This window comes from Empedobacter brevis (genome assembly GCF_965118635.1).
Classification (GTDB): domain Bacteria; phylum Bacteroidota; class Bacteroidia; order Flavobacteriales; family Weeksellaceae; genus Empedobacter; species Empedobacter brevis_A.
Map to the genome: position 1 here is coordinate 83,200 of NZ_CBCPHV010000008.1, position 23,233 is coordinate 106,432.

A 23,233-nucleotide genomic window follows, 5' to 3' on the forward strand; every position below is an offset into this window, starting at 1 on the left:
AACTTTAAATAATCAATAGAATAAAATCACTTTAAGTTAACAAAAGCATATAACTAATAATAAAAGACAAGTATTTTTTATATTTTATAGGAAGTAATGATTAGGTTATTAAAAAGAGTCTTTAGAAATTGATAAATGATTATTACTTTTTTAATAACATTTTATTTTAGAATAAAATAACAGAAAAAGCAACGATTATTTCGTTGCTTTTTCTGTTATATACGGTTCAAATTTCAATTCTTTTATATTATAAGGATCAAAACCTTTGTATAAATCTTGGAATAATTGCATAACTTGAAAATAAGTGAATAATGCTGAATAAGAAGCTTGTTCTTGATAAAGCGGTATTTCTACTAAAAATAAAAAACGGTCATACTTCGAAATTTGAACCGTATTGCCATCTCGATTAACCAAACCTATATAACTTCCATCATAATCGGGTAGGTTATGAAAAATCTCAATAGCTTGTGATAAACTACCTTCCAAAGGTAATTCAGTCTCAACATGTAAGTCGTCAGCGTAATTTTCAAAGAATATTTTCACATTGCAAAAGTAAGAAATTTTTAATCTATTTTAAGGATTTCCTTTTTTTTCGGGTTATAATTATTAAATTAGCAATCAAATTATGGAAAAAATGAGTTACGATATTATAGTTATTGGAAGTGGTCCTGGAGGATACGTAGCAGCGATTAGAGCAGCACAATTAGGTAAAAAAGTAGCAATTGTAGAAAAAGCGGAATTAGGAGGAATATGCCTAAATTGGGGATGTATTCCAACTAAAGCATTATTAAAATCTGCTCAAGTATTTAAATACTTAAATCATGCAGAAGATTTTGGAATTAACTTACCTTCTGATATTTCATTTGAATTTGGAAATGTAGTTTCTCGTAGTAGAGGAGTTGCAGATCGTATGAGTAAAGGGGTTCAATTCTTAATGAAGAAGAATAAAATTGAAGTAATTCAAGGTGAAGCAAAAGTTTTACCAGGTAAAAAAGTAAAAGTTACAGCAGCTGATGGTTCTGTAAGCGAATTATCTTCAGAGAATATAATTATTGCAACAGGTGCACGTTCTCGTGAATTACCTGCTTTACCACAAGATGGTAAAAAAGTAATTGGTTATCGTGGTGCATTAGCAATGGAAAAACAACCAAAATCTATGATTGTTGTAGGTTCTGGTGCGATTGGAGTTGAGTTTGCTCACTTTTATAATACATTAGGAACTAAAGTTACAATTGTAGAGTTTTTACCACGTATTGTAAATGTTGAAGATGAAGATGTTTCAAAACAATTGCAATTATCACTTAAAAAATCTGGAATTAATATCTTAACAAATGCAGAAGTTACAGGTGTTGATACTTCAGGAGATTTAGTGAAAGCTACAATCAAAACAGCTAAAGGAGAAGAAATTATCGAAGCTGAAGTTGTTTTGTCTGCTGTAGGAGTTGTTCCAAATACTGAAAATATCGGTCTTGAAGAAGTAGGAATTGCTACTGAAAGAGGTAAAATTGTTATCAACGATTTTTGTGAAACTTCTGTAAAAGGATATTATGCTATTGGAGATGTTGTAAAAGGAGCGGATTTAGCGCACTTAGCATCAGCTCAAGGTATTTTATGTGTGGAGCATATTGCAGGTGAAAAAGTAGAACCAATTGATTACGGAAATATCCCAGGTTGTACATATTGTTCACCAGAAATTGCCTCAGTAGGTCTTACTGAAGCAAAAGCTATCGAAGCTGGTTACGAAGTAAAAGTTGGTAAATTCCCATTCTCTGCAAATGGTAAAGCTGTTGCAAATGGAGCTGCAGACGGTTTTGTAAAAGTTGTTTTTGATGCAAAATACGGTGAATGGTTAGGATGTCACATGATTGGTGATGGAGTAACTGAAATGATTGCAGAAGCAGTTGTTGCACGTAAATTAGAAACAACAGCTCATGAAATTATGAAATCTGTACATGCGCATCCAACAATGGCAGAAGCTATTATGGAAGCTGTAGAAGATGCATATGGACATGCAATTCATATCTAAAAAATAAAAATAATATAATAGTAATTTAAAGCAGCCAATAGGCTGCTTTTTTAGTTTAATAAATCGTTAAGCTTTTACGTACAGCATATTGATTAATTTTTTTAACTATATTTATATAAATAATTATAAAATAAATTATATGAAAAAATTCTATTCTTTAGTAGCGATTGCTGCTTTATCTTCTTTATCATTTGGACAGGTTGTAATTAGCCAGGTTTATGGTGGAGGGGGAAATTCTGGTGCAAAATATACACATGATTTTATTGAATTGTTTAATAGAGGTTCTGAATCTGTTACACTAAAAGGTTATTCACTACAATATGCTTCTGCTACAGGTACTGTTAGTGAATCTAATACTCAAGTATTAGCAGATATAACAATTCAGCCAGGTAAATATTATTTAATTCAACAAGCAAAAGGTAATGCTGGTACAGATGCATTGCCAACTCCAGATCAAATCCCTGCATTACCTCTAGCATTAGGAGCTGTAAACGGTAAAGTAGCACTTGTTGCTAATGTTGAGCCAATAACTGATGTCAAAGATAAAGATATTGTTGATTTTGTAGGTTTTGGAAGTTCTAATGAATATGAAGGATCTGGTGCCACTGCGGCTTTATCTAATACTAATTCTGCTCAAAGAAAATTAAAAGGTTGTCAAGATACAAATGATAATAAAAATGATTTTGACGTAGCTGCTGCAGCTCCTAGAAATGGACAAACAGCTGCAAATGTTTGTACAAATTTGAGTACTGATGATCTTACACTAACAAAAGCATTTTATAACACATTATGGACAAACACAGCTTCTTTCAATGTGAAAGATAAAACTATTGTTGAAGTTTATAATATTAACGGAGAATTAGTAAAAACATTTGAAGTAAAAGGTGTTCAGTCTGTTGATGTTTCTTCATTAGCTAAAGGAGCTTATATAGTTAAAACAACTTCTAACGGAAAAACTTCTACTCAAAAAGTAGTTAAAAAATAATTAAGAAGTATCCTAATTATAAAAATAAAAAAAAAGCGATTCAGATTTCTGAATCGCTTTTCTTTATTCTTCTATTTTCTGAATTATAAAACCTGCATCAGTTACAGCTTCTATAATCTCTTCTTCATCTTCATTGGTTAGTACAGTCAAGATTTTTCTTTCATCAGTTGTATCAACTTTCCAATTGTTTTCACCTACAGCTTCATCCAAAAAAGGTTTCACCGATTTAATGCAGCTATCACAGTTTATATTTGTTTTAAATTTAAATTCACTCATAATTTTACAATTTAGACTCAAATTTATAAAGATTTCATAAGATTAAAAAAACGTTTAAGTAATATTTGATTTCGAAATTTAAATAAAAATCAATGAAGCGTAATCTTGACGTCGTTGTAATTTCGGATGTGCATTTAGGAACTTTTGGTTGTAAAGCACAAGAATTGTTAGCCTATCTTCAATCCATTCATCCCAAAAAAATTATTCTCAATGGTGATATTGTGGATATTTGGAATTTTAAGAAAAGTTATTTTCCAGAAACACATTTACAAATTATTAGTTATTTACTAAATCTTTCAGAACAAGGAATTCCAATCATTTATATAACAGGAAATCACGATGAATTGTTGCGTAAATTTACGACAATGCGTTTCGGAAATATCCTTTTGACAGATAAATATATGTTGAAACAGAATGATAAAGTCGCTTGGATATTTCATGGAGATGTCTTTGATGCTTCTATTCAACATTCGAAATGGATTGCTAAGTTAGGAGGTTGGGGATATGATAAATTAATTCAGTTAAACTATTTTATCAATAAATGTTTGGAGTTTTTTGGAAGAGAACGTTATTCTTTGTCTCAAAAAATTAAAAATTCAGTGAAAAAAGCAGTTAAACACATCAATGATTTCGAACAAACTGCAGCAGAATTAGCAATAGAAAATGAATACGATTATGTTGTTTGTGGACATATTCATCAACCACAATTACGAAAAGTGAAAACAGAAAAAGGAAATTGTATTTATATGAATTCTGGAGATTGGATCGAAAATTTATCCGCTTTAGAATGCATAGACGGAAATTGGGCGGTTTTCTATTTTGAAGAACATAAACAAGTTTTGATGCAAAATTTAGAAGAAATCGAATTTAATTATTCATTGGATGAATTAATAGTTTCTATTCTCAATAAAAAGTAAATGAAGATTTTATATGCCTTACAAGGAACTGGAAATGGACATTTGGCACGAGCGCAAAAAATATTACCTATTCTCGAAAATTATGGGGATTTAGACGTTTTTATAAGCGGTTCCAATTCACAATTACAATTAGAAAACTATCAAGTTGAACATCGTAAAGGTTTATCTTTATTCTACAATGAAATAGGAAAAGTTTCGTACAAAAGAATTTTTAAGGAAAATAGTTTTAAATCTTTTTGGAATGAAGTAAATCATTTTCCAATAGAAAAATATGATTTGATTATTAATGATTTTGAGCCAATTACAGCGCATTCTGCTCGAAAGAAAAAGAAAAATATTATTGGTTTGAGTCATCAAGCTTCGCTTTTATTTGACGAAACTCCAAAAGTGAAAAACAAAACAGGAGAAACAATTTTAAAATATTACGCACCAACTTCAAAGCATTATGGATTTCATTTTGAAGAATACAATGATTCTATTTTTTTACCCATTATTAGAGATAAAATTAGACAATTAAATCCAACGCAAGAAGATTATTATTTGGTGTATTTGCCAAGTTATCATCCAACTGAAATAATTGAGATTTTGTCTGAAATTAAAGAATCGAAATGGAAAGTTTTTTCTCCTTTTGTAAAAAAACAGACGAAACAGTTTAATGTAGAACTTTATCCAATAGATGAACGACTTTTTACGAAAGCTTTGGAAAATTGTAAAGGCGTTTTATGCGGAGCTGGTTTCGAATTGCCTGCAGAAAGCATTTATCTAAAAAAGAAGCTTTTTGTAATCCCAATCAAAGGACAATATGAACAATTATGCAATTGTGAAGCATTAAAAAAAATCGATATTGATTATTCTTATGATTTGGATATTGAGAAACTTCAACGTTGGACAGATTCTAATAAAATTATAACAAGAAATTTTCCTGATCAAACCGAACAGATTATTCAGAAAGTGATATTAGATGCTTCTGTTTAGTTATTTTTCCAAAAAGCTGGCGTGAATAGAATTAAAATTGTATAAAGTTCTAAACGTCCTAAAATCATTAAAAAACAACATAATAATTTTGCACTATCCGTTAAAGAATTCATTGAATTACCTGGACCAAATTCTCCAATTCCTGGGCCAACATTTCCTAAAGTGGAAGCTGTTAAGGTTAGAGAAGCCAAAATATCTTGAAAACTCATTGTTATACCATAATTCAAAAGAGCAAACAAAATAGAACTTACAATCCAAGTAAACATAAACATCACGAAAAAGGCCATAACGTGGAAAACGATGGATTGATTAAGCGAACGATTATTGTAACGAACAGGAATAATTGCATTTGGATGAAGAATACGTTTAAATTCTATCCAACTATTTTTTAATAAAATGACATGTCTTATAACCGTAATTCCACCAGATGTAGAACCTGCTGAACCACCAATAAAGAACAACGAGAAGAAAATTAAAGTAGTAACAGTTAACCAACTTGTGTAATCTTCCATTGCTAAAGCTGTTGTAGATGCGATGGAAACAACATGGAATAATGCACTTCTGAATGAATGTTCAAAATTGAACCACGAATAAGTTTCTACGGAATAATTGGGATAGATATTGAAAAATAATACGATAAAAACGATAAAAGTAACAACGGCAAGTAAACCAACCCACCAACGGAATTCTTCGTTTTTCCATACTTTTTTTAATTGTCCTTTAATTAATAAATAGATCAAAGCGAAGTTTGTTCCGCCTAAAAACATCATTACAATTAAAACATATTGAATAAAAACATTGTTGTTCCAATGCATTAAACCTTCATTTTTGGTAGAAAAACCTGCAGTTGCAATTACACTCATGGAATGGTTTGCAGCATCAAAAAGATTCATTCCTCCGAAATAAAGCAATATTGCAAAAAAAGTTGTTAATCCTAAATAAACTAACCAAAGATTTTTAGCTGTTTCAGTAATTCGAGGATGTATTTTATCTGTATAAATTCCAGGCGCTTCTGCCATAAAAAGTTGTCGTCCACCAATTCCAAGAAAAGGTAAAATCGCAATGGTTAAAACGATAATTCCCATTCCGCCAATCCAATTCGTTGTACTTCTCCAAAATAATATACTTTTTGGTAAACTTTCCACATCATCATAAATAGAAGTTCCTGTTGCTGTATAGCCAGAAACGGTTTCGTAAATAATATTCACAAAACTGAAATTTTCATTGATAATATGATCGTTTGGTAAAAATATTAACGAAGTTACATAAGGCAAGCAACCAGAGAGAATTAAGAAAAACCATCCGACACAAACTACGATATAACCTTCTCGTTTGTTGATATGTTTTCTTCTATCTCGAGTGAAATACATCATTGCAGCTCCTGAAAATCCGACTAAACTTCCCGAAAGTAAGAAAGGGTAGAGTAGATGATCACTAAAATAAATGCTAACACATGTTGCAATGAACATGAAAAGCGCATTTAGTAACAATAAAACACCCGAAAGATTCAGGATTACTTTGATGTTAAGCGATTTCATTATTTAAAATATTTAGTCACTTTCGGAATTAAATTCGCTTGGCTAAAAACAACGACATGATCTTTTGGTTCGATAATGAAATCTTTTGTTGGAATAAATCCTTCATTTCTACGAACGATTCCCGCAATAATAGCGCCTTCTTTGAATGGAAAATCTGATACACGTTTGTTTGCAATTTCTGAGTTTTCGTTAATACGAAATTCTAAAACTTCTGCATCTAAATCAGAAATTCCTGTTACATCCATTACAGATCCTTGTCTTATATAACGAAAAATACTATCTGCAGTTAAGAGTTTTTTATTGATAAAAGCATTAATTCCAACTTCTTGACTCAGATGAATATAATCGATATTTTCGACCAAAGCAATTGTTTTCTTAACACCTTTTGATTTTGCCAAAAGACAAGACATTATATTGGTTTCCGAACTTCCTGTTACAGCGATAAAAGCATCAGAATCAGAAATCCCTTCTTCTAATAATAATTCTCCATCTCGACCATCACCATTAATAATTAAAATGTTATTCAAATCATCGGCTAAGTCAAAGGCTTTGTTTCTATTTATTTCTAATAGCTTAACGTTGTGTTTATTATCTTTTAGAAGTTTAGCCACTTTAACACCAATACTTCCTCCGCCTAAAACAATTACATTTTTGAAATATTCTTGCTTTTTTCCAAGGATTTTATAAATTTCTAAAATTCCAGCTTTTTTAACAATAAAATAAAGGTGATCGTCTATTTTAAATTCAGTTTCAGCTTCTGGGATTATGGTTTTGTATTCGCCACGTTCGTTGCTACGAATAATCGCAATTGGCATCAAAAGATTGTCTTCGCCACCTTTTGTGGTTAAGTACATGTCTTTGTATTTTTTATCCAGAATTTTACAATCGGCATCTAGAACTGTTCCAACCATAAAAAGTTGACCGTTTGCAAATGGATGCATTGCATTGAAAGCCGATTGTTGTACAAGAGAATAAATTTCATCTGCTGCTAATTTTTCAGGACTAATTAGCGCATCAATTCCCATTCCTTGTACCCAGAATTGATTTTCTTTGTGAAGAAATTCAGGATTCGAGATTCTGGCTAATGTACGTTTAGCTCCTAAATCTTTTGCAATCGAAGCGCTTGTAAGGTTTGTATTTTGAAGATGAGTAACCGAGATAAAAATGTCTGTATCATCAATACCAACTTCTCGCAAAGCTTTGAAAGAAGTGATATCTCCACGATATGCCATTACATCTAACGTGTTTTCAATCATCAACAATTTATCTTTGTCCATATCCATGACGACGATGTCATTCATTTCATTGGAAAGTAATTTTGCTAAGTGAAAACCAACTTCTCCAGCGCCTCCGATTAATATTTTCATGAAAAAAAATTAGGGTAAAACTATTTTGATGTTTCTTTTTGTCCCATTAACATCAGGAACGATTTTAAGAATTCATCTATATCACCGTTCATCACAGCGTCCACATTACCTGTTTCAGTTCCTGTTCGAACGTCTTTTACCAATTTGTATGGATGCATTACATAATTACGAATTTGAGAACCCCATTCGATTTTCATCTTATTTGCCTCAATTTCGTTACGAGCAGCCATTTTTTTCTCTAATTCTATTTTATATAATTCAGATTTTAACATTTCCATTGCTCGCTCACGATTTGCCAATTGTGAACGTTCAACTTGACAAACAACTACAATTCCTGTAGGTTTGTGTGTTAACTGAACTTTTGTTTCTACTTTATTTACATTTTGACCTCCAGCTCCACCAGAACGAGAAGTTTGCAATTCGATATCAGCAGGATTAATTTCAATTTCGATTGTATCATCTACAATTGGTGAAACATATACAGAGACGAAACTTGTGTGACGTTTTGCATTACTATCAAAAGGTGAAATACGAACCAAACGATGAACGCCATTTTCGCCTTTTAAGTATCCGAAAGCAAATTCGCCATCAACTTCCAATGTTACTGTTTTTACACCAGCAACATCTCCTGCTTGATAGTTTAATTCTTTTACTTTATAACCATGTTTTTCGGCCCACATTAAATACATTCGCATCAACATAGAAGCCCAATCACAAGATTCTGTTCCTCCAGCTCCAGCAGTAATTTGAAGAATTGCTCCAAGATTATCACCTTCTTCTGAAAGCATATTTTTGAACTCGATATCTTCTAAAAGCTTAGCAACAATAGTATATTGTTCCATAACTTCTTCATCACTTACTTCGCCTTCGCGGTTAAATTCTACTAAAACTTCGACATCGTTTACTGCATTTGCAATAGTTTGGTATTCGTCAATCCATTTCTTCTTTCCACGTAAAACTTTCATAAAAGCTTCGGCTTCTTTCGGATTGTTCCAAAATTCAGGTGAAGCAGCGTGTTCTTCTTCATTCTGAACTTCGATTTCTTTTTGTTCGATTTCCAAATATTCGTGCAAATCTTGTGTACGTTTTTGGATGTCTTTTAGTAATTCGTTGTTAAACATAATTGCAAATGTATAAAAATAGGAGATTTTTTGATGAAGAGATTAAGCATTAATCACTTTATCATCTTTTCCATTCCAAGAAAGAATTTTATAAGTGAATCCTTCTTCGGTTTTAATTTCTTGATCTTTTAGCATTAAAAAAGTATCATCCCAATCATTGTCTTCATAACTAATTACCCAAAATAATTGATTGAAAAATAAGCCTTCTAAAATATATAAAAGCTCTTCTACAGAATCTACTTCATAGGTTGTAAATGGATAAGTTGTTTTAACCCAAATTTTATCATCATCGGAAGTCTGAATATATAAATCGCCCAAAGTTGATTTGTATTCATTTTCGATATGAAATTCTAAAAGTTCTGTATCTTTTTTTTGAAGATCCATATTATCATCTATTTCTTTGCTAACATTTTCTATAATATGCATGATCGATTTTTCTTCTTTTTCGGATAAATGAAGCGCTTCATTTGTTGTGTAAGAAAAATATCCATAATCTTTTATTTGCTTTGCTAACGGAAATCCTTGTAAAAAATCGGGATGCATCACCAATACAAATCCTTTAACGCCATTTAGTAAAATATCTTCAAATTGCATAATCTGATTTGGCGCAATGAAATACATAATTCCTTCATCAAAATCGTAATATTGCTGGCCATATCGAAATTTACCACCGGCGCAATCTTTTTTTAATGCCACAACATAAAAATCGGTTGTTATGGCACTTAAAAAAGTTTCAGGTTCTAGCTTCATTTCATCAAAATTGAATACACTAATTAATGGATGTGCTGGTTTGCTCAAACCTAAAAATCGATGTAATTCATTAATTGATGAAACTTTTGAAGGCGCTTTCATTTGCTGATTCTCTGATTTGTACATGACTAATTTACGCTTTATTTTTTACTAAATTGTTCACTTTTTATGATTTCAATTCCTTCTTTATAGCTAGTTACTTTAAAATCAGGAAAACGTTTTCTGAATTTTTTATCGTCAAATAAGTTATCATATGCATATCTTGGTAATAATTCTAGCAGTTCTTTTACTTTAGGATTGAACCAAGCTATGATTTGAAATAAAAATTTTGGAATAACTGAAAATTTTAAATTTCGACCATATATTTTAGAAGCTAGAGCGATAAATTCTTTGTATGTAGGATGGCTTTCATCTACAGGTAAATGCCAAGTCTGTCCGTAAGCATCTGGTGTATTTCCGATTAAAGCTGTGGCGCGACTTGCATCTGGAGTCCAAATTAAACTTCTTTTTTTATTAGCACTAATTGGCACTTTTAATTTTTTACCTTCTTTGATATTATCAAAAATAAAAGTGTTGGTAATACTTTGTGTTTTTCCTGGACCATAAAATTCTGGAGCGCGACAAATAACAGCTTCTAGTTCGCCCGATTTCATTTCTTTTAATAACATTTCTGCCATTTGTCTTCTTACTTTAGCTTTTCTACCTAATGGTTGAAACGGAGTTTGTTCAGTCAGATTTCTATCGTCTTGAGGATACATATAAGTGTTATCAAAAAAGACTAATTTGGTTCCGTTGACTTTACAAGCTTCAATGATATTTTGTAAAATTTTAGGAAAATAACTTTCCCACATATCTGAGCTAATAGGCAATCCTAAAGTGAAATAAGCAATTTCTGCTCCTTTTACTGCTTCTATTGCTTTTTCCTTAATCATTAAGTCCGCAGAAAAAACTTCATCTGTGTCGTTTACCTTTTGAGCATTTTTACTCACAATTCTAATATCTGAGGTGAAATTTCGTTTCAACTCTCTTGCTAATTCTTCGCCAATTTGTCCGTTGGCACCTAATATCACTTGCATTTTTTTTGTTTTTTATTTAAAATAAATTGATTATTACATTACTTTTTTTAGCCAGTGAAGCTTTTTATCTGTATAAGGTGGATATTTCAAATCAGGTTCTGCCCAAGTTGCTCTTTCAATAACAGATTTTTGATGAGAGAAAGTATCAAATCCAAATGCTCCATGGTAATTCCCAATGCCAGAATTTCCTATTCCTCCAAAAGGAAGATAATCACTGGTAATTTGCATTAAAGTGTCATTGATACAACCTCCGCCGAATGAAACTTTATTTAAAAAATTATCTTTTTCTTCATTATTATTAGTAAAAAGATAAGCCGCTAAAGGTTTCTCTCCCTCAATAATTTTCTCCAATGTTTCATCGTAATTTGTAAAGGAAATTACAGGTAAAACTGGGCCAAAAATTTCTTCTTGCATTACTGCATCTTTATAATTAACATCATTTAAGATAGTTGGTTCAATATAGAGCTTGTTTTTATTGTGTTTTCCACCATAAAACATTTTATCTGAATCAATTAGGTTTAGAATTCTGTCATAATTTCTTTTATTTATGATACTTGTGTAATGGTCTGCATCTTCTGTATAAGCATTTTCTTCAATTTTTTCTTTCAATAATTGTAAAAATTTATCCTTAATAGATTCTTCAACTAACAAATAATCAGGTGCAATACAGGTTTGACCTCCATTCAGGAATTTTCCCCAAACAATACGTTTTGCAGCTACTTCAAGGTTTGCAGTTTTTGTAATAATTGCTGGTGATTTTCCTCCTAATTCTAGTACAACAGGAACAAGGTTTTTTGCAGCTGCTTCATACACAATTTGCCCAACTTTTGGACTTCCCGTAAAGAAAATTTTGTCCCAACGTAATTTCAGTAATTCAGTAGTTTCGGGAATACCTCCTTCAGCTACATATAAATATTCAGAAGGAAAATTATTGTTTATTAATTCAGCTAAAAGATACATTGTATTTTCAGGTAATTCGCTTGGTTTTACTACACATGTATTACCTGCAGCAATTGCTGTAACCAAAGGAACCAATGTTAATTGATAAGGATAATTCCATGCTCCAATGACTAATGTAACTCCTAATGGATCGGCATAAATATGGCTGGATCCTGGTTGTAAATTAAAAGGTGTTTTTACTTTTTTTGGTTTAGTTAACTTGTCTAGATTTTTTAGAAAATAATTGATTTCGTTATAAACCATATTCAATTCTGTTAAAAAAGTATCGAAAGAACCTTTACGAAAATCTTTGTAAATCGCATCATATAAACGATTTTCATTTTCTGTAAGAATCTCTTTCAGCTTGATTAAGGTTTGTTTTCTAAACTCTACATCTTTTGTTTGATGTTTTTTAAAAAAAGCCTTTTGTGATTGAAATATATTTGTGAAATTCATTTTGTGATTTTTTTGATTGTGATTGATTATTTTTTATTCTCACCAATCAATTCAGGAGTATATAAGGCAGCTTGAAATTCTGGTTGGTAATCATAACGGACTAATTTTTTTAGACCTAAAGATTTGATAAAAGTAGATAAAGAGCCATTTGAAAGATTTAGTTCAATGTCTTCAGCTTTTTTACTTGATGCTTTTTTCAATGCTCTTACATCTGTATATCCGTGTGTTAGTTCTCCTTTTGTATTTAGGTTAATAAAATTAGAGCGGCTAATCTCAGGTTCTTCATTTGTGATGTTTAATTTTTTACCTACCATTGAAAAATCCACATTTCCTTTTTCATCATAATAAGTAAAGCTTACATTTTCTCCTTCGTTATTATAATCAATTGGAATTAACCATTTTGGTAAATTGTAACCTACAACTCCACGAACTCTAGCTAATTCAGTATCTACAGGCAATTTTAAAACATATCCCCATAGACTTTTGTTATTAAGTTCTCCCATTAAAGAAATAAGTCCCAAATTGCTTTTGTTTGGTTCTGTTGTTACGATAGAAATAGACAATTCGTTATAAAAATCGTTGTCACAGAAATGATAGGCATACGAAGTAATAGCTATTAACCCTCTATTTGGTGTATACGAAATAGGTTTTACCAACTCTTGCACTTCTGTTGGAATTAATTTTTTTATTTCTTCCATATCTGCTGTATAAATAGCAGTAATACTTGTGTTGCTATAATAAAAATTAGGAGAATATGTAATAAAGCCGACATCTTTTCTTTCTTTTTTAATTGTTTTAAACCAGCTCAGATCTATATCAGGTCTTTCTTTTGCAACAACCGAAAGAGGTGAGTTGGAATGAAATCTACTAAATAAACCTCCTTTCAATACTGGTACTTTATGATCTCCTAAGTTAATAATTGTATCATTTTTACTAATTGTATCATTATTTGACAATCTAAATTTTCCGTTATCAGAGAGATTGTTAATTACTGCACTTTTTAGAAAAAAGTTGGGAATGAAAAGAAGTATTACTCCAATTATCACGATAATAAATATAATTTTTAGTTTTTTCATTTTTATTAATTTTAATTGTTTCTATTTATTTTATTTTATTTTATTTATTTCTTTTATTACGACTTCTGCCATTTCTTTGGAGCTAAAAGGATTTTGTCCAGTAATTAATTTACCATCTACAACAACTTTAGAAGTCATCGGGATACATGCTTTTTTGTAATTAGCACCTCTTGCTTTCAAGCCAGCTTCTAAGTTGAAAGGAACTTTATTTTTTCTATTTGGCAAAGTTTCTTCAAACCAGCTAAATCCTGTAATAGTTTTACCTTTTATAAGGTATTCTCCATTGGATAATTTTACATTCAATAATCCACTTACACCATGGCAAATAGCTGCAACTATTTTATTATTTTCATATTGATGTTGAATCATCTTTTGCATCACGACATCATTTGGAAAATCATACATAGTTCCGTGTCCACCAGCTAAATAAATCACATCAAAGTCTTCATTCTCAATATCTTTTAATGCTTTGCTATTATTTAGTTTCTTCATAAAATTGACATTGTGATAATACATTTTAGAAACTGAATCTATCAAGAATTTTTTTAGACTTTCAGGATCAATAGGAATAGGACCACCATTAGGACTTGCTAAAGTTATATTATAACCTTGTTCCATAGCAGCATGGTATAAATGTGTCAATTCACTTAACCATAAACCAGTTTTTAATTTGCTATTGGCATAGTGATTTATATTCGTTAGGATAATCAATACTTCAGTCATAATTATTTGTTGATTTTTGATGATACAAAGTTCTAATACAAAATGTTACAAAAAGTAACCCAAAAAAGGAGAGTTGTAACAAAATCTCTGACTTTTATAAAATTTGAATCTTATGAAATCTTCAATAGTTTGGTGAAATGAACAAAATAATCTCTTTTCAATTTTATGTTTTTTTGAAATGATTAAAATGTTAAACATTTAAAAATGTGATTATTGGCTTAATGCTTGTTATGAAAATTATAAATAGCAAATACAAATCACAAAAAATAATTATTATGGCTAAATTGAAAAGAAACGGTTATAACATACATTATGTAGATTATGGGAATAAAATGGCGCAACCTGTTATCTTAATCCATGGATGGCCACTAAGTTTACAATCGTGGGAATATCAAATTCCAAAAATAGTAGAAGCAGGTTTTCGCTGTATAGCTTATGATCGTAAAGGTTTCGGAAAATCATGTGCGACATGGGATGGATACGATTATGATGCTTTGGCAGAAGATTTATATGCATTGATTGATGAATTACAACTGAAAAATGTTGTGTTGGTTGGTTTTTCGATGGGTGGAGGAGAAGTTGTGCGTTATATTGCCAATTATGGTAATAAGAATGTTTCTAAGATTGCTTTAATAAGTTCTATTATTCCAATAGTTAAACATACTGAAGATAATAAACATGGTGTTCCTCAGAAAAAATTAGATGAAATTGTTGATCAACTTCAAACAAGTCGATTAGAATTTTTAGAAGGTTTTCATAAAGATTTTTATAATTACGGATTATTAAAAAGATCGGTGAGTAAACAACAATTAGATTTTGATTTTTCAGTTTCTTCACATGCTTCTCCTTATGCGACTTTAAAAGCGGCATTAGCTTGGATGAATACAGACTTTAGAATAGAATGCCAAATGATTCATGTTCCAACATTAATTATACATGGAAGAGAAGATCAAACAGTGCCAATAAAAACTGCTGGTGATCAGGCTTCAGAATTAATTCCTCAGTCAACTTATATTGTATATGAAGATGCTCCTCATGGTTTGAATATTACACACAAAGAGGAATTGAATATGGATTTACTTGAATTTTTATTAGGTATAGAACATAAAGAGGATTAAGTTATGAAAAAATTAAATAAAACAATCATTTCAAGTTTAACCTTATTAGGTTTAGGAGGATTAAGCTATGCTTGGCTCAATTACAGAAAAGTAAAAATTCCAGATTATGTTTTAGCAGTCGAAAACTTCGATCTGCAAAAATATATGGGAAAATGGTATGAGATTGCTCGCTTAGATTTTAAATATGAAAAAAATATGAATTATGTAACAGCTACTTATTTCTTGAATAAGAATGGTATGGTGGATGTTCATAATAGAGGTTTTGATTATAAGGAAGATAAATGGGTAGAAGCGCATGGAAAAGCCCAGTTTAATAGAGAAGAAGGAAAAGGAGCTTTAAAAGTTAGTTTCTTTGGACCTTTTTATTCAGGATATAATATAGTGTTGATGGAACCAGATTATGAAACAGCTTTAGTTTTTGGAGAAAGTCATGATTATATGTGGATTTTATCCCGTCAAAAAACGATTTCTGAAGCAACTAAACAAAAGTTTCTTTTGTATGCAAAAGAAAATGGTTATGCGATAGATCAACTTACTTGGACTGCACAAGAAGATTAAATTCCTTATACAATCAAAATAATAATATACTTAAAAATATAGTATGAAAAACCCTTTTATTGTCTAAAATGTTGTTCTTCAACAAACTTATTTTGAGAGATTATCAGTTTAATTTCTCAAAATTTCTTGTGTTTCTAACTCTTGAAAATAAGGAAAGTTTATCGTTTGATTTGTATGTTCCTAATTGATATTTAATATTTTAAATAATGTTATTTTCCCGATTCATATCATCAATACTACTTCATAAAATAAAAAATAGTTCGTTATCAAATTATTTTTATGTAATATGGTTTGATAACGAACTATTAAATGTATCTTCGCGCCATGAAAATTAAGGATAAGGAAGATTTGTCAAAATTCACAAGTCTTATGGAATCGATACGAGACATCCGAAAAGATGTTCGTAATCATTTTATGAAAAAAATGAAAGAGCATCAGATTGATATGACGATAGAGATGTTGGATGTTCTATATATTCTTTGGGAGAAAGACAATATTAATCAACGAGAAATTGTATTTAAAACAAATAAAGATAAAGCAAGTGTTACTTCTTTGCTTGATAATTTGACAAAGCGAGGATTAGTAGAGCGTAAACCAGATCCAAGTGATAAAAGAAATAATCTGATAGCATTGACAAAAGAAGGAGAAAATTATCAAGCAAAATTAATCCCATTACTTCAAGAAGTGTACGATTTGTTTCTGCGAGATATTTCTTCTGAAGAACTTAGTCATACAATAGAAGTTCTTCAACGAATTCATCAAAAAATGATGGAATAAGAAAGTACTTATTTTAAGATACTTGATATTAAATAATATTGATTCGAATTAAAAATAAATGAACATAAAATTAATCACTGTCTTACTATTTACTATAGGTTTGACCACTAACGTAGTGTATGCACAAGAAGTTTCTGAAAGAAGAATTTCGATAGAAGAGCTTTTTCAGCTGACAAAAGAAAATCATCCGAAGCTATCCGTTTCTAAAGCAGATATTGCTATCGCCAAACAAGGAATTGAAGTTGCTAAAAATGCAATGTTACCAAGTTTAAATACTGGTTTACAAGCTTATTATATAGGCGATTTACAAGTAATTGATAAAGATTTTTCCAATAGTACTCGAGTGGATATGCCACATTTCGGGAATACTTTTTCGGTAGATGCAAATCAATTAATATGGAAAGGAGAAACGGTAAGAAACAGTATCAAAGCGCAATCGTTGCGAGAAGAATTGATGCAGTTAAATTATCAATCGAATGAACAAAGTATCAAACTTTTAGTATTAGGATATTATCTTGATTTGTATAAATTAATCAATCAGAAAATTGTTTATCAGCAAAATATACAACTTGCTAATCAGCGTTTAGAAAATATTAAAAAATTCTATAATCAAGGAATGGTAACCCGAAACGATGTAATTAGAGGTGAATTACAATCTTCTAATTTAAATCTTGCTTTGCAAGTTGTCGAAAATAATCAACAAATATTGAATAAACAACTTACAACCGCGCTAGGTTTGGCTGATGATACGCAAATTTTACCAGACGAAACTCTTTTAGCTGATATTCCACAAGTATTATTGCTAGATGATTACAGAAAACTAGCAGAAAATCATCCTATAGTTTTAATGACAGAAAAAACGATTGATATATATGAAGTTTCTGAAAAAATAACAAAAGCAGAAATGTTACCAACTTTATCAGCTTTTGCTGGAAACAAATTGGCAAGACCAATCACAACAACAAGTCCAGCTGTAGATATGTATGCGAATAGTTGGAATATAGGACTTTCACTTAATTTTAGTATTGATGCTTTGTATAAAACGCCGAAAAAAGTAAAACAAGTTCAGTTTGAAAAAGATAAAGCGAAAGCACAAGTAAATGAAGTTCAACAAATGATAGATGTTGCGGTTAATGCAGCTCATATTAAATACAATGAAGCGATTACACAAAATAATACGCTAAAAACGAATAAAGATTTGGCAGATGAGAATTATCGTATTATGAATAGTAAATACAACAATCAGTTGGCTATTTTACTGGATTTGATTGATGCGAGTAATTCTAAATTAGATTCAGAACTTCAGTTCGCAAATTCGCAAATCAATATTGTATATGCTTATTACAAGCTATTAAAAGAAAGTGGAAACTTATAATAAAGGTAAAAAAAGATAAAAATGTCAAAGAATAAAGAACAAGAAAATCATCAAAATAAAGAACAACATAGTTCTGATGAAAAATTAACAAAACAACATAAAAAAAATAAGAAGAAACGTAGGACAAAAATTGGAAACATAGTTGTATTCATTTTAGTACTTGTAGGATTATTTTTTGTGATAAAATCTTATTTCAATGTAGGAAATGATCGCTATACGAATGCGGCACAAGTAGAATCGTTCATTAATCCAATTAATACAAGAGTTTCTGCTTATATAAAAGAAATTCGATTTACGGAACATCAATATGTAAAAAAAGGAGATACATTATTGATATTAGATAACCGAGAAATATTGACACAACTTGGGCAAGCAGAAGCCGCTTATATGGCAGCACAAGCTTCTCGTAATGCAACAGAAAGTTCTGTAAGAACAGTAGCGAATAATGTAAATACAGTTGGCTCGAATGTTCAATCAGCAAAAGCAAATATAGAAGCGACAAAAGCACGTTTGTGGAATGCTGAACAAAATTATAAACGTTACGAAAATTTATTGAAAGATGAAGCTGTAACGAGACAACAGTTTGATCAAGTAAAATCGGATTACCAAGCTCAGCGAGCACAATTGGAAGCACAAATTTCTCAATATCAATCTGTAATTAATACCAAAACTACAAGTGAATTGTCTGTAAATGAAGTGCAATCAAAATTAGGTTTGAATGATGCTGAAATTAAACGTGCTGAAAATGCATTAGAAATGGCAAAACTTAACCTTTCTTATACGGTGATTACTGCTCCACATGACGGAATTATGGGGAGAAGAACAGTTAACATTGGACAATTGCTAAACCCAAGTCAGCAAGTAGCAACTATTGTAGATATTAATAACATTTGGGTAACAGCTAATTATCGTGAAAAACAAATGAATAATGTGCAAATCGGCGGATTGGCAATGATAAAAGTAGATGCGCTGGGAGGCAAAGAATTCGAAGGAAAAATCACAGCTATATCTGGAGCAACAGGAGCCAAGTATGCAGCGGTTCCACTTGATAATTCAACAGGGAATTTTGTGAAGGTACAGCAACGTATTCCAGTTCGAATAGAGTTTACGAAAAATAATAAATCGGAAGATTTGAAACAATTACGTGCAGGAATGAATGTAGAAGTAACTTTAAAATAGTTGATTCTAAATTTTTAAAACTGCATAATATAATAAAAATATGTACGAGAAAAATCCGTTCGCAAGCTGGGTTCCTAAACCAGTCATGTTGTTATTAATCATTGTGATATTATTTCCGATGATGTCCATTTCGGGTGTATATACAAGTACAGTAACTAATGTTTCAGGAGCATTGGCAACTTATACAGAATATATTTCGCTTGCTAATAATGCCGGTTATATTGGAATGGGAGTGGCTTTTTTGATTATTTTTCGTGTCAAAATGAGATTTAGATCTAAGGAAATCATCACTTTCTGTTCTATTTTACTTGCTATCCTATCTTACATTTGTGGAATGACCGACAAACCTTGGGTGTTGGTTGTATGTAGTTTCTTTATTGGATTCATTAAAATGTTTCCTTTTATAGAAATGGTATTGCCTTTGATGTTTGTTGTAAGTCCTACAGGAGATCGAGGAAAGTTTTATTCTGTATTTTATCCTTTGTCTATTGTTTCAGGACAGTTGTTTGCTTATTATTTTGCATCAATAGTTTTTGATGGAAATTGGCAGACACCTTATTTTACAATGTCGGCGATCATGTTGACTATTGCAATGTTGTCTCTAATTTTTCAACATAATAAAAGATTCTGTTTTAAGATGCCTTTGTATCAAATTGATTGGTTATCTCTTGTGTTATTAAGTATATCATTCATGTCGTTGAATTATTTCTTTGTTTTTATGAAACAACAAGGATGGTTTATCTCTCCTTACATCGTAGGAACATTAATAGTTGGGGTTACTTTTTTTATATGGTTGGTTTACAGACAAACCTTATTGGCTCGTAAATTAATTGACTTTAGTGCTTTCACGAAAAAAAATGTAATTCATGCAAGTGTATTATTACTCTTTTTTGGTATTTATCAAGCAAGTTCATCAATTTATTCACAATATGCAGTAGGTGTTTTAGGATATAATAACTTAGTTAATGCACATACAAATCTCTGGATGATACCTGGGATAATTGTTGCAGGAATATTAGCATTTTTTGGCTTCAAGAACAAATGGTATATTAAATATTATATTGCGCTTGGATTTTTTTGCTTTTTCTTACATCTGTTATGCTTGTATTTAATTATTCAACCACAAATGGACATTCGCTATTTAGAATATTCTATGTTATTAAAAGGATTAGCTATGGGAATCCTATTTATTGGTATTTGGTTTTATGCTTCATTAAATTTATCAATGGATCAATTAATGGGAATGATGGCAATACTTATTGCTTTAAGATCATTTTTAGCAACAGCTATAGGAGGAGCAATTATTGGTTGGGCAACCTATCAATCTCAATGGCAAAGTTTAAATGATATTTCGAATTATCTTGATGTTGGCGAAATTCCAAATGGAATGATGATTTACCAGAACACAATGCTTAATTCATTAATGGCTTCTTTAAAAATTGTTTTAGGATCATTGTGTTGGTTAATTGTTCCGATATTAATTTACGTATTCACTCATTCTTACGGAAGTTTTCATTTTAGAAGAATAGTTTTATTAAGAAAAATGATTAGAAGAAAAAAGAAGAATTCTATGGATGATGTGAATTTGCTTAGTTCTTAATGAATTAATAATGAATAAGGTATTGTTTTTGATGAATCTATTACAAAGAATAATTTAATAAGAAATATCTTTTTAATCTCTGTAAGTAATATTCAACAATATGAAAAAGAATTTAATTCACCTTTTAGTTATATATTTTACATTTTCATTCTTCTATTCTTGTTCAGAAAATGATGCAATTGTAGATATTCAGCATCAAACAGAAGGTTTGGAAAAAGGAACGAAAGAATATAATTTAGGAATTCTAAAAATTTTCAAATTCGAAGATGGAAAAGGATATATTAATGAAAAATTAGCCAAAGAGTTAGGTTTTTCATCAGAACAGATTACGAAATTTAGAGAAGAAGTTGATAAAGGAAATATTCTTATTCAAGAAGAACTAAACAAAGGAGCAAAAGTTGAATCGTTTAATCCTAAAAATCTAAGTCCAGAAGAAATTTTAAATCAAAAAGATATTTAAATTTAGAATATAACTGAAATATTAATTAAATATATACAAAAGAAGCTTCTCAATTTGAGAAGCTTCTTTTTATGTTACTTAGTGAAAAGTTTTTATTTTACTTTTTTGTAATTCTCTTCAACTTGTTTCCAATCCAAAACATTGTTAAATGCACTTAAATATTCATCACGTTTGTTTTGATATTTTAAGTAATAAGCATGTTCCCAAACATCGATTCCTAAAATAGGCATTCCAGCAACTTCTGCTCCAGGCATTAATGGATTATCTTGATTTGCTGTACTTGTAACAGCTAAAGAACCATCTTTTTTTACAACCAGCCAAGCCCATCCAGAACCAAAACGTTTAGCTGCCGCATCATCCAATAATTTCAAAAGTTCTGCTGTAGAACCAAATGTAGCATCAATTTTTGCTTTTAATTCTCCTGTTGGTTGTTTTTGTGGATTAGGAGACATAATATCGAAATATAACATGTGGTTGTAATATCCACCTCCATTATTACGTAAAGCACTATTCTTCATATCCATTTTTTTCAAAATTTCAATGATATCATTCGATTTTATATTAGCATCTTTTAGTGCTGCATTCAATTTGTTAGTATATCCCAAATAATGTTTTGAGTAATGAAGTTCCATTGTTTGCGCATCAATGTATTTATTCAAATCATTGTAACCATATTTTAATGGTTTTATTTGGAAAGTTCCTGGATCTGCTTTTACATCTGTCGGATCTCCTAAAGATTTCTTAGCTTGTAAAGTATCTTGTTTTTCGATTTTAAAATTAGTAGTATCTGCTTTTACTTCAGAAAATGGTGCAAAAAATAGAACACCTAAAATTGACATCAAAAAGATTTCTTTTTTCATTTTAATTGATTTATATGGTTAGTTATGATATTTATGATATTAATATCGTGACTAAAGTATAGTAAAACAATAGAATATAAAATTAATTTATTCTAATTTTATGTTAAAGTCATTTATTTCTGAAATTATCGATTTCATATTTTTTATAAATAATTTTTAATGATTATTTATAATCATCATCAAGAATGGATTTCTACACCTTAAAAACATCAAGCAAATTTTAACAATCCGAGGAATAATGCAACTTTTAATGAAATAATCGCAATTTTTAGAATTTTCAATTTTTTAAAATATTAGCGCACAAAAAATTATGTTGCAAATAATAATTAAACAATAAGGTATTAAGTTGTTTTTTTTGATTATGTTTGTCATGATAATATTTTTATGCATGTTAAAGAGAATTAATATTTTATAAAAAAAATAGTATAAAAACCTTTTATTAGATATAACCAACCAATAAATATGATTATGAGAAGAGTTTTATTTATATCTCTCAATCATACGACTTCTACTTACCTATTATTGTTTTGTTTTTTTTCAACTCTTGTTTTTGCTCATGCTTCAGAAACAAATGAGGGTAAAGATTCTATTTCATCAATTTCTAAAAATGTAGTAACAATAAAAGGGAATACAACTATTTATATTAATGAAAATACATCTACATCACAGTTTGAAATAAAACATATTGCTAATAAAGATAAAGTTGTACATGAAAAAAGAGTAAAAGAAGAAGTAAAGAAAGAAATAAATAAAAATTCAAATAATTTAGTGGTTGAGAAGAACAAAAATACTCATCCCAATATATCTTCTCTTACAAATAAAACATTCTCTTATTTACCATATAAGGAATCATCATTTTTTCTTAAAAATAAATCAACAGTTTCTGGAATTTTTTATCAGATATCTTACAATCATAGTATGCTTTTTTGGACGTACATAAGTAAGATTATTAATGATGATATTAAATACAAAAAAACAGAATACAATTATATTTTTTGCGATTACTCAATCTGCTTATCACATTTAGAAATACGTTCACCTTCATTTTTTTATACATAATTAATATATCTACTGCCAACAA

Annotated in this window: 23 protein-coding genes; 12 read left to right on the forward strand and 11 right to left on the reverse strand. The window is 30.0% G+C overall.

The genetic code is table 11. The features are described from left to right. Positions 1 to 195: 195 nt before the first annotated feature. Positions 196 to 543 carry a hypothetical protein gene (locus ACMHJW_RS11310; RefSeq protein WP_413533525.1) on the reverse strand — a complete coding sequence of 116 codons (348 nt, stop codon included), beginning with the start codon at positions 541 to 543 and terminating at the stop codon, positions 196 to 198. A gap of 91 nt (positions 544 to 634) precedes the next feature. Between ACMHJW_RS11310 and lpdA the strand changes: the two genes are divergently transcribed. Together lpdA and ACMHJW_RS11320 are read left to right on the forward strand one after the other, a co-directional pair. Then, positions 635 to 2,026 (forward strand): dihydrolipoyl dehydrogenase, encoded by a 1,392-nt coding sequence (gene lpdA / locus ACMHJW_RS11315; protein WP_413533526.1) that lies wholly within the window; start codon positions 635 to 637, stop codon positions 2,024 to 2,026. 139 nt (positions 2,027 to 2,165) lie between these two features. After that, positions 2,166 to 3,011: a lamin tail domain-containing protein gene (locus tag ACMHJW_RS11320; RefSeq protein WP_413533527.1), complete on the forward strand. Its 846-nt coding sequence runs from the start codon at positions 2,166 to 2,168 to the stop codon at positions 3,009 to 3,011. 63 nt (positions 3,012 to 3,074) lie between these two features. Here ACMHJW_RS11320 and ACMHJW_RS11325 read toward each other — a convergent pair whose 3' ends face one another. Continuing rightward, complete coding sequence (locus tag ACMHJW_RS11325) at positions 3,075 to 3,287, reverse strand: heavy-metal-associated domain-containing protein (protein ID WP_413533528.1); 213 nt, start codon at positions 3,285 to 3,287, stop codon at positions 3,075 to 3,077. 92 nt (positions 3,288 to 3,379) lie between these two features. Here ACMHJW_RS11325 and ACMHJW_RS11330 point away from each other — a divergent pair, with 92 nt between their 5' ends. Continuing rightward, positions 3,380 to 4,204, forward strand: a complete 825-nt coding sequence (locus ACMHJW_RS11330) for a UDP-2,3-diacylglucosamine diphosphatase (RefSeq protein WP_413533529.1) — start codon at positions 3,380 to 3,382, stop codon at positions 4,202 to 4,204. Beyond that, positions 4,205 to 5,179, forward strand: a complete 975-nt coding sequence (locus ACMHJW_RS11335; protein WP_413533530.1) for a glycosyltransferase family protein — start codon at positions 4,205 to 4,207, stop codon at positions 5,177 to 5,179. Here ACMHJW_RS11335 and ACMHJW_RS11340 read toward each other — a convergent pair. The 8 genes from ACMHJW_RS11340 to ACMHJW_RS11375 are packed head-to-tail and all read right to left on the reverse strand — an operon-like array spanning position 5,176 to position 14,225. Beyond that, positions 5,176 to 6,717, reverse strand: coding sequence for a TrkH family potassium uptake protein (locus tag ACMHJW_RS11340; protein WP_413533531.1), 1,542 nt, complete (start codon positions 6,715 to 6,717; stop codon positions 5,176 to 5,178). The two genes, ACMHJW_RS11335 and ACMHJW_RS11340, sit on opposite strands and share 4 nt — an antisense overlap. After that, positions 6,717 to 8,084, reverse strand: a complete 1,368-nt coding sequence (gene trkA, locus ACMHJW_RS11345) for a Trk system potassium transporter TrkA (protein WP_413533532.1) — start codon at positions 8,082 to 8,084, stop codon at positions 6,717 to 6,719. Before trkA ends, ACMHJW_RS11340 begins: the two co-directional genes overlap by 1 nt. Positions 8,085 to 8,104: 20 nt before the next feature. Continuing rightward, positions 8,105 to 9,205: a peptide chain release factor 2 gene (gene prfB / locus ACMHJW_RS11350; RefSeq protein ID WP_312356915.1), complete on the reverse strand. Its 1,101-nt coding sequence runs from the start codon at positions 9,203 to 9,205 to the stop codon at positions 8,105 to 8,107. Between the two features lie 42 nt (positions 9,206 to 9,247). Then, entirely contained in the window at positions 9,248 to 10,081 is an 834-nt protein-coding gene (locus ACMHJW_RS11355; protein ID WP_413533533.1) for a hypothetical protein, read from the reverse strand. Between the two features lie 14 nt (positions 10,082 to 10,095). Then, entirely contained in the window at positions 10,096 to 11,031 is a 936-nt protein-coding gene (locus ACMHJW_RS11360) for an NAD-dependent epimerase/dehydratase family protein (protein WP_413533534.1), read from the reverse strand. A 33-nt stretch (positions 11,032 to 11,064) separates the two neighbouring features. Beyond that, entirely contained in the window at positions 11,065 to 12,453 is a 1,389-nt protein-coding gene (locus ACMHJW_RS11365; RefSeq protein ID WP_413533546.1) for an aldehyde dehydrogenase family protein, read from the reverse strand. Continuing rightward, positions 12,453 to 13,502, reverse strand: a complete 1,050-nt coding sequence (locus tag ACMHJW_RS11370; RefSeq protein WP_413533535.1) for an acetoacetate decarboxylase (ADC) — start codon at positions 13,500 to 13,502, stop codon at positions 12,453 to 12,455. Before ACMHJW_RS11370 ends, ACMHJW_RS11365 begins: the two co-directional genes overlap by 1 nt. Before the next feature lie 30 nt (positions 13,503 to 13,532). Further along, on the reverse strand, positions 13,533 to 14,225 hold the full coding sequence (locus ACMHJW_RS11375; protein ID WP_413533536.1) for a type 1 glutamine amidotransferase domain-containing protein: 693 nt from the start codon (positions 14,223 to 14,225) through the stop codon (positions 13,533 to 13,535). A gap of 275 nt (positions 14,226 to 14,500) precedes the next feature. Here ACMHJW_RS11375 and ACMHJW_RS11380 point away from each other — a divergent pair, with 275 nt between their 5' ends. The 7 genes from ACMHJW_RS11380 to ACMHJW_RS11410 all read left to right on the forward strand — a co-directional run bounded on the left by ACMHJW_RS11380 (position 14,501) and on the right by ACMHJW_RS11410 (position 21,292). Beyond that, positions 14,501 to 15,343 carry an alpha/beta fold hydrolase gene (locus ACMHJW_RS11380; RefSeq protein WP_413533537.1) on the forward strand — a complete coding sequence of 281 codons (843 nt, stop codon included), beginning with the start codon at positions 14,501 to 14,503 and terminating at the stop codon, positions 15,341 to 15,343. 3 nt (positions 15,344 to 15,346) lie between these two features. Continuing rightward, on the forward strand, positions 15,347 to 15,901 hold the full coding sequence (locus ACMHJW_RS11385; RefSeq protein WP_413533538.1) for a lipocalin family protein: 555 nt from the start codon (positions 15,347 to 15,349) through the stop codon (positions 15,899 to 15,901). 369 nt (positions 15,902 to 16,270) lie between these two features. Then, positions 16,271 to 16,678, forward strand: a complete 408-nt coding sequence (locus tag ACMHJW_RS11390) for a MarR family winged helix-turn-helix transcriptional regulator (protein WP_413533539.1) — start codon at positions 16,271 to 16,273, stop codon at positions 16,676 to 16,678. A 58-nt stretch (positions 16,679 to 16,736) separates the two neighbouring features. Further along, complete coding sequence (locus ACMHJW_RS11395; protein ID WP_413533540.1) at positions 16,737 to 18,053, forward strand: TolC family protein; 1,317 nt, start codon at positions 16,737 to 16,739, stop codon at positions 18,051 to 18,053. Between the two features lie 21 nt (positions 18,054 to 18,074). Beyond that, positions 18,075 to 19,232 carry an HlyD family secretion protein gene (locus ACMHJW_RS11400; protein WP_413533541.1) on the forward strand — a complete coding sequence of 386 codons (1,158 nt, stop codon included), beginning with the start codon at positions 18,075 to 18,077 and terminating at the stop codon, positions 19,230 to 19,232. 40 nt (positions 19,233 to 19,272) lie between these two features. Beyond that, positions 19,273 to 20,832, forward strand: a complete 1,560-nt coding sequence (locus ACMHJW_RS11405; RefSeq protein WP_413533542.1) for a hypothetical protein — start codon at positions 19,273 to 19,275, stop codon at positions 20,830 to 20,832. A 100-nt stretch (positions 20,833 to 20,932) separates the two neighbouring features. After that, positions 20,933 to 21,292, forward strand: coding sequence for a hypothetical protein (locus tag ACMHJW_RS11410; protein WP_413533543.1), 360 nt, complete (start codon positions 20,933 to 20,935; stop codon positions 21,290 to 21,292). Positions 21,293 to 21,384: 92 nt separating this feature from the next. Here the strand turns inward: ACMHJW_RS11410 and ACMHJW_RS11415 are convergent, their stop codons facing one another. Next, positions 21,385 to 22,152, reverse strand: a complete 768-nt coding sequence (locus tag ACMHJW_RS11415; protein ID WP_413533544.1) for a superoxide dismutase — start codon at positions 22,150 to 22,152, stop codon at positions 21,385 to 21,387. 468 nt (positions 22,153 to 22,620) lie between these two features. Here ACMHJW_RS11415 and ACMHJW_RS11420 point away from each other — a divergent pair, with 468 nt between their 5' ends. Further along, complete coding sequence (locus tag ACMHJW_RS11420; protein ID WP_413533545.1) at positions 22,621 to 23,211, forward strand: hypothetical protein; 591 nt, start codon at positions 22,621 to 22,623, stop codon at positions 23,209 to 23,211. Positions 23,212 to 23,233: the final 22 nt, after the last annotated feature.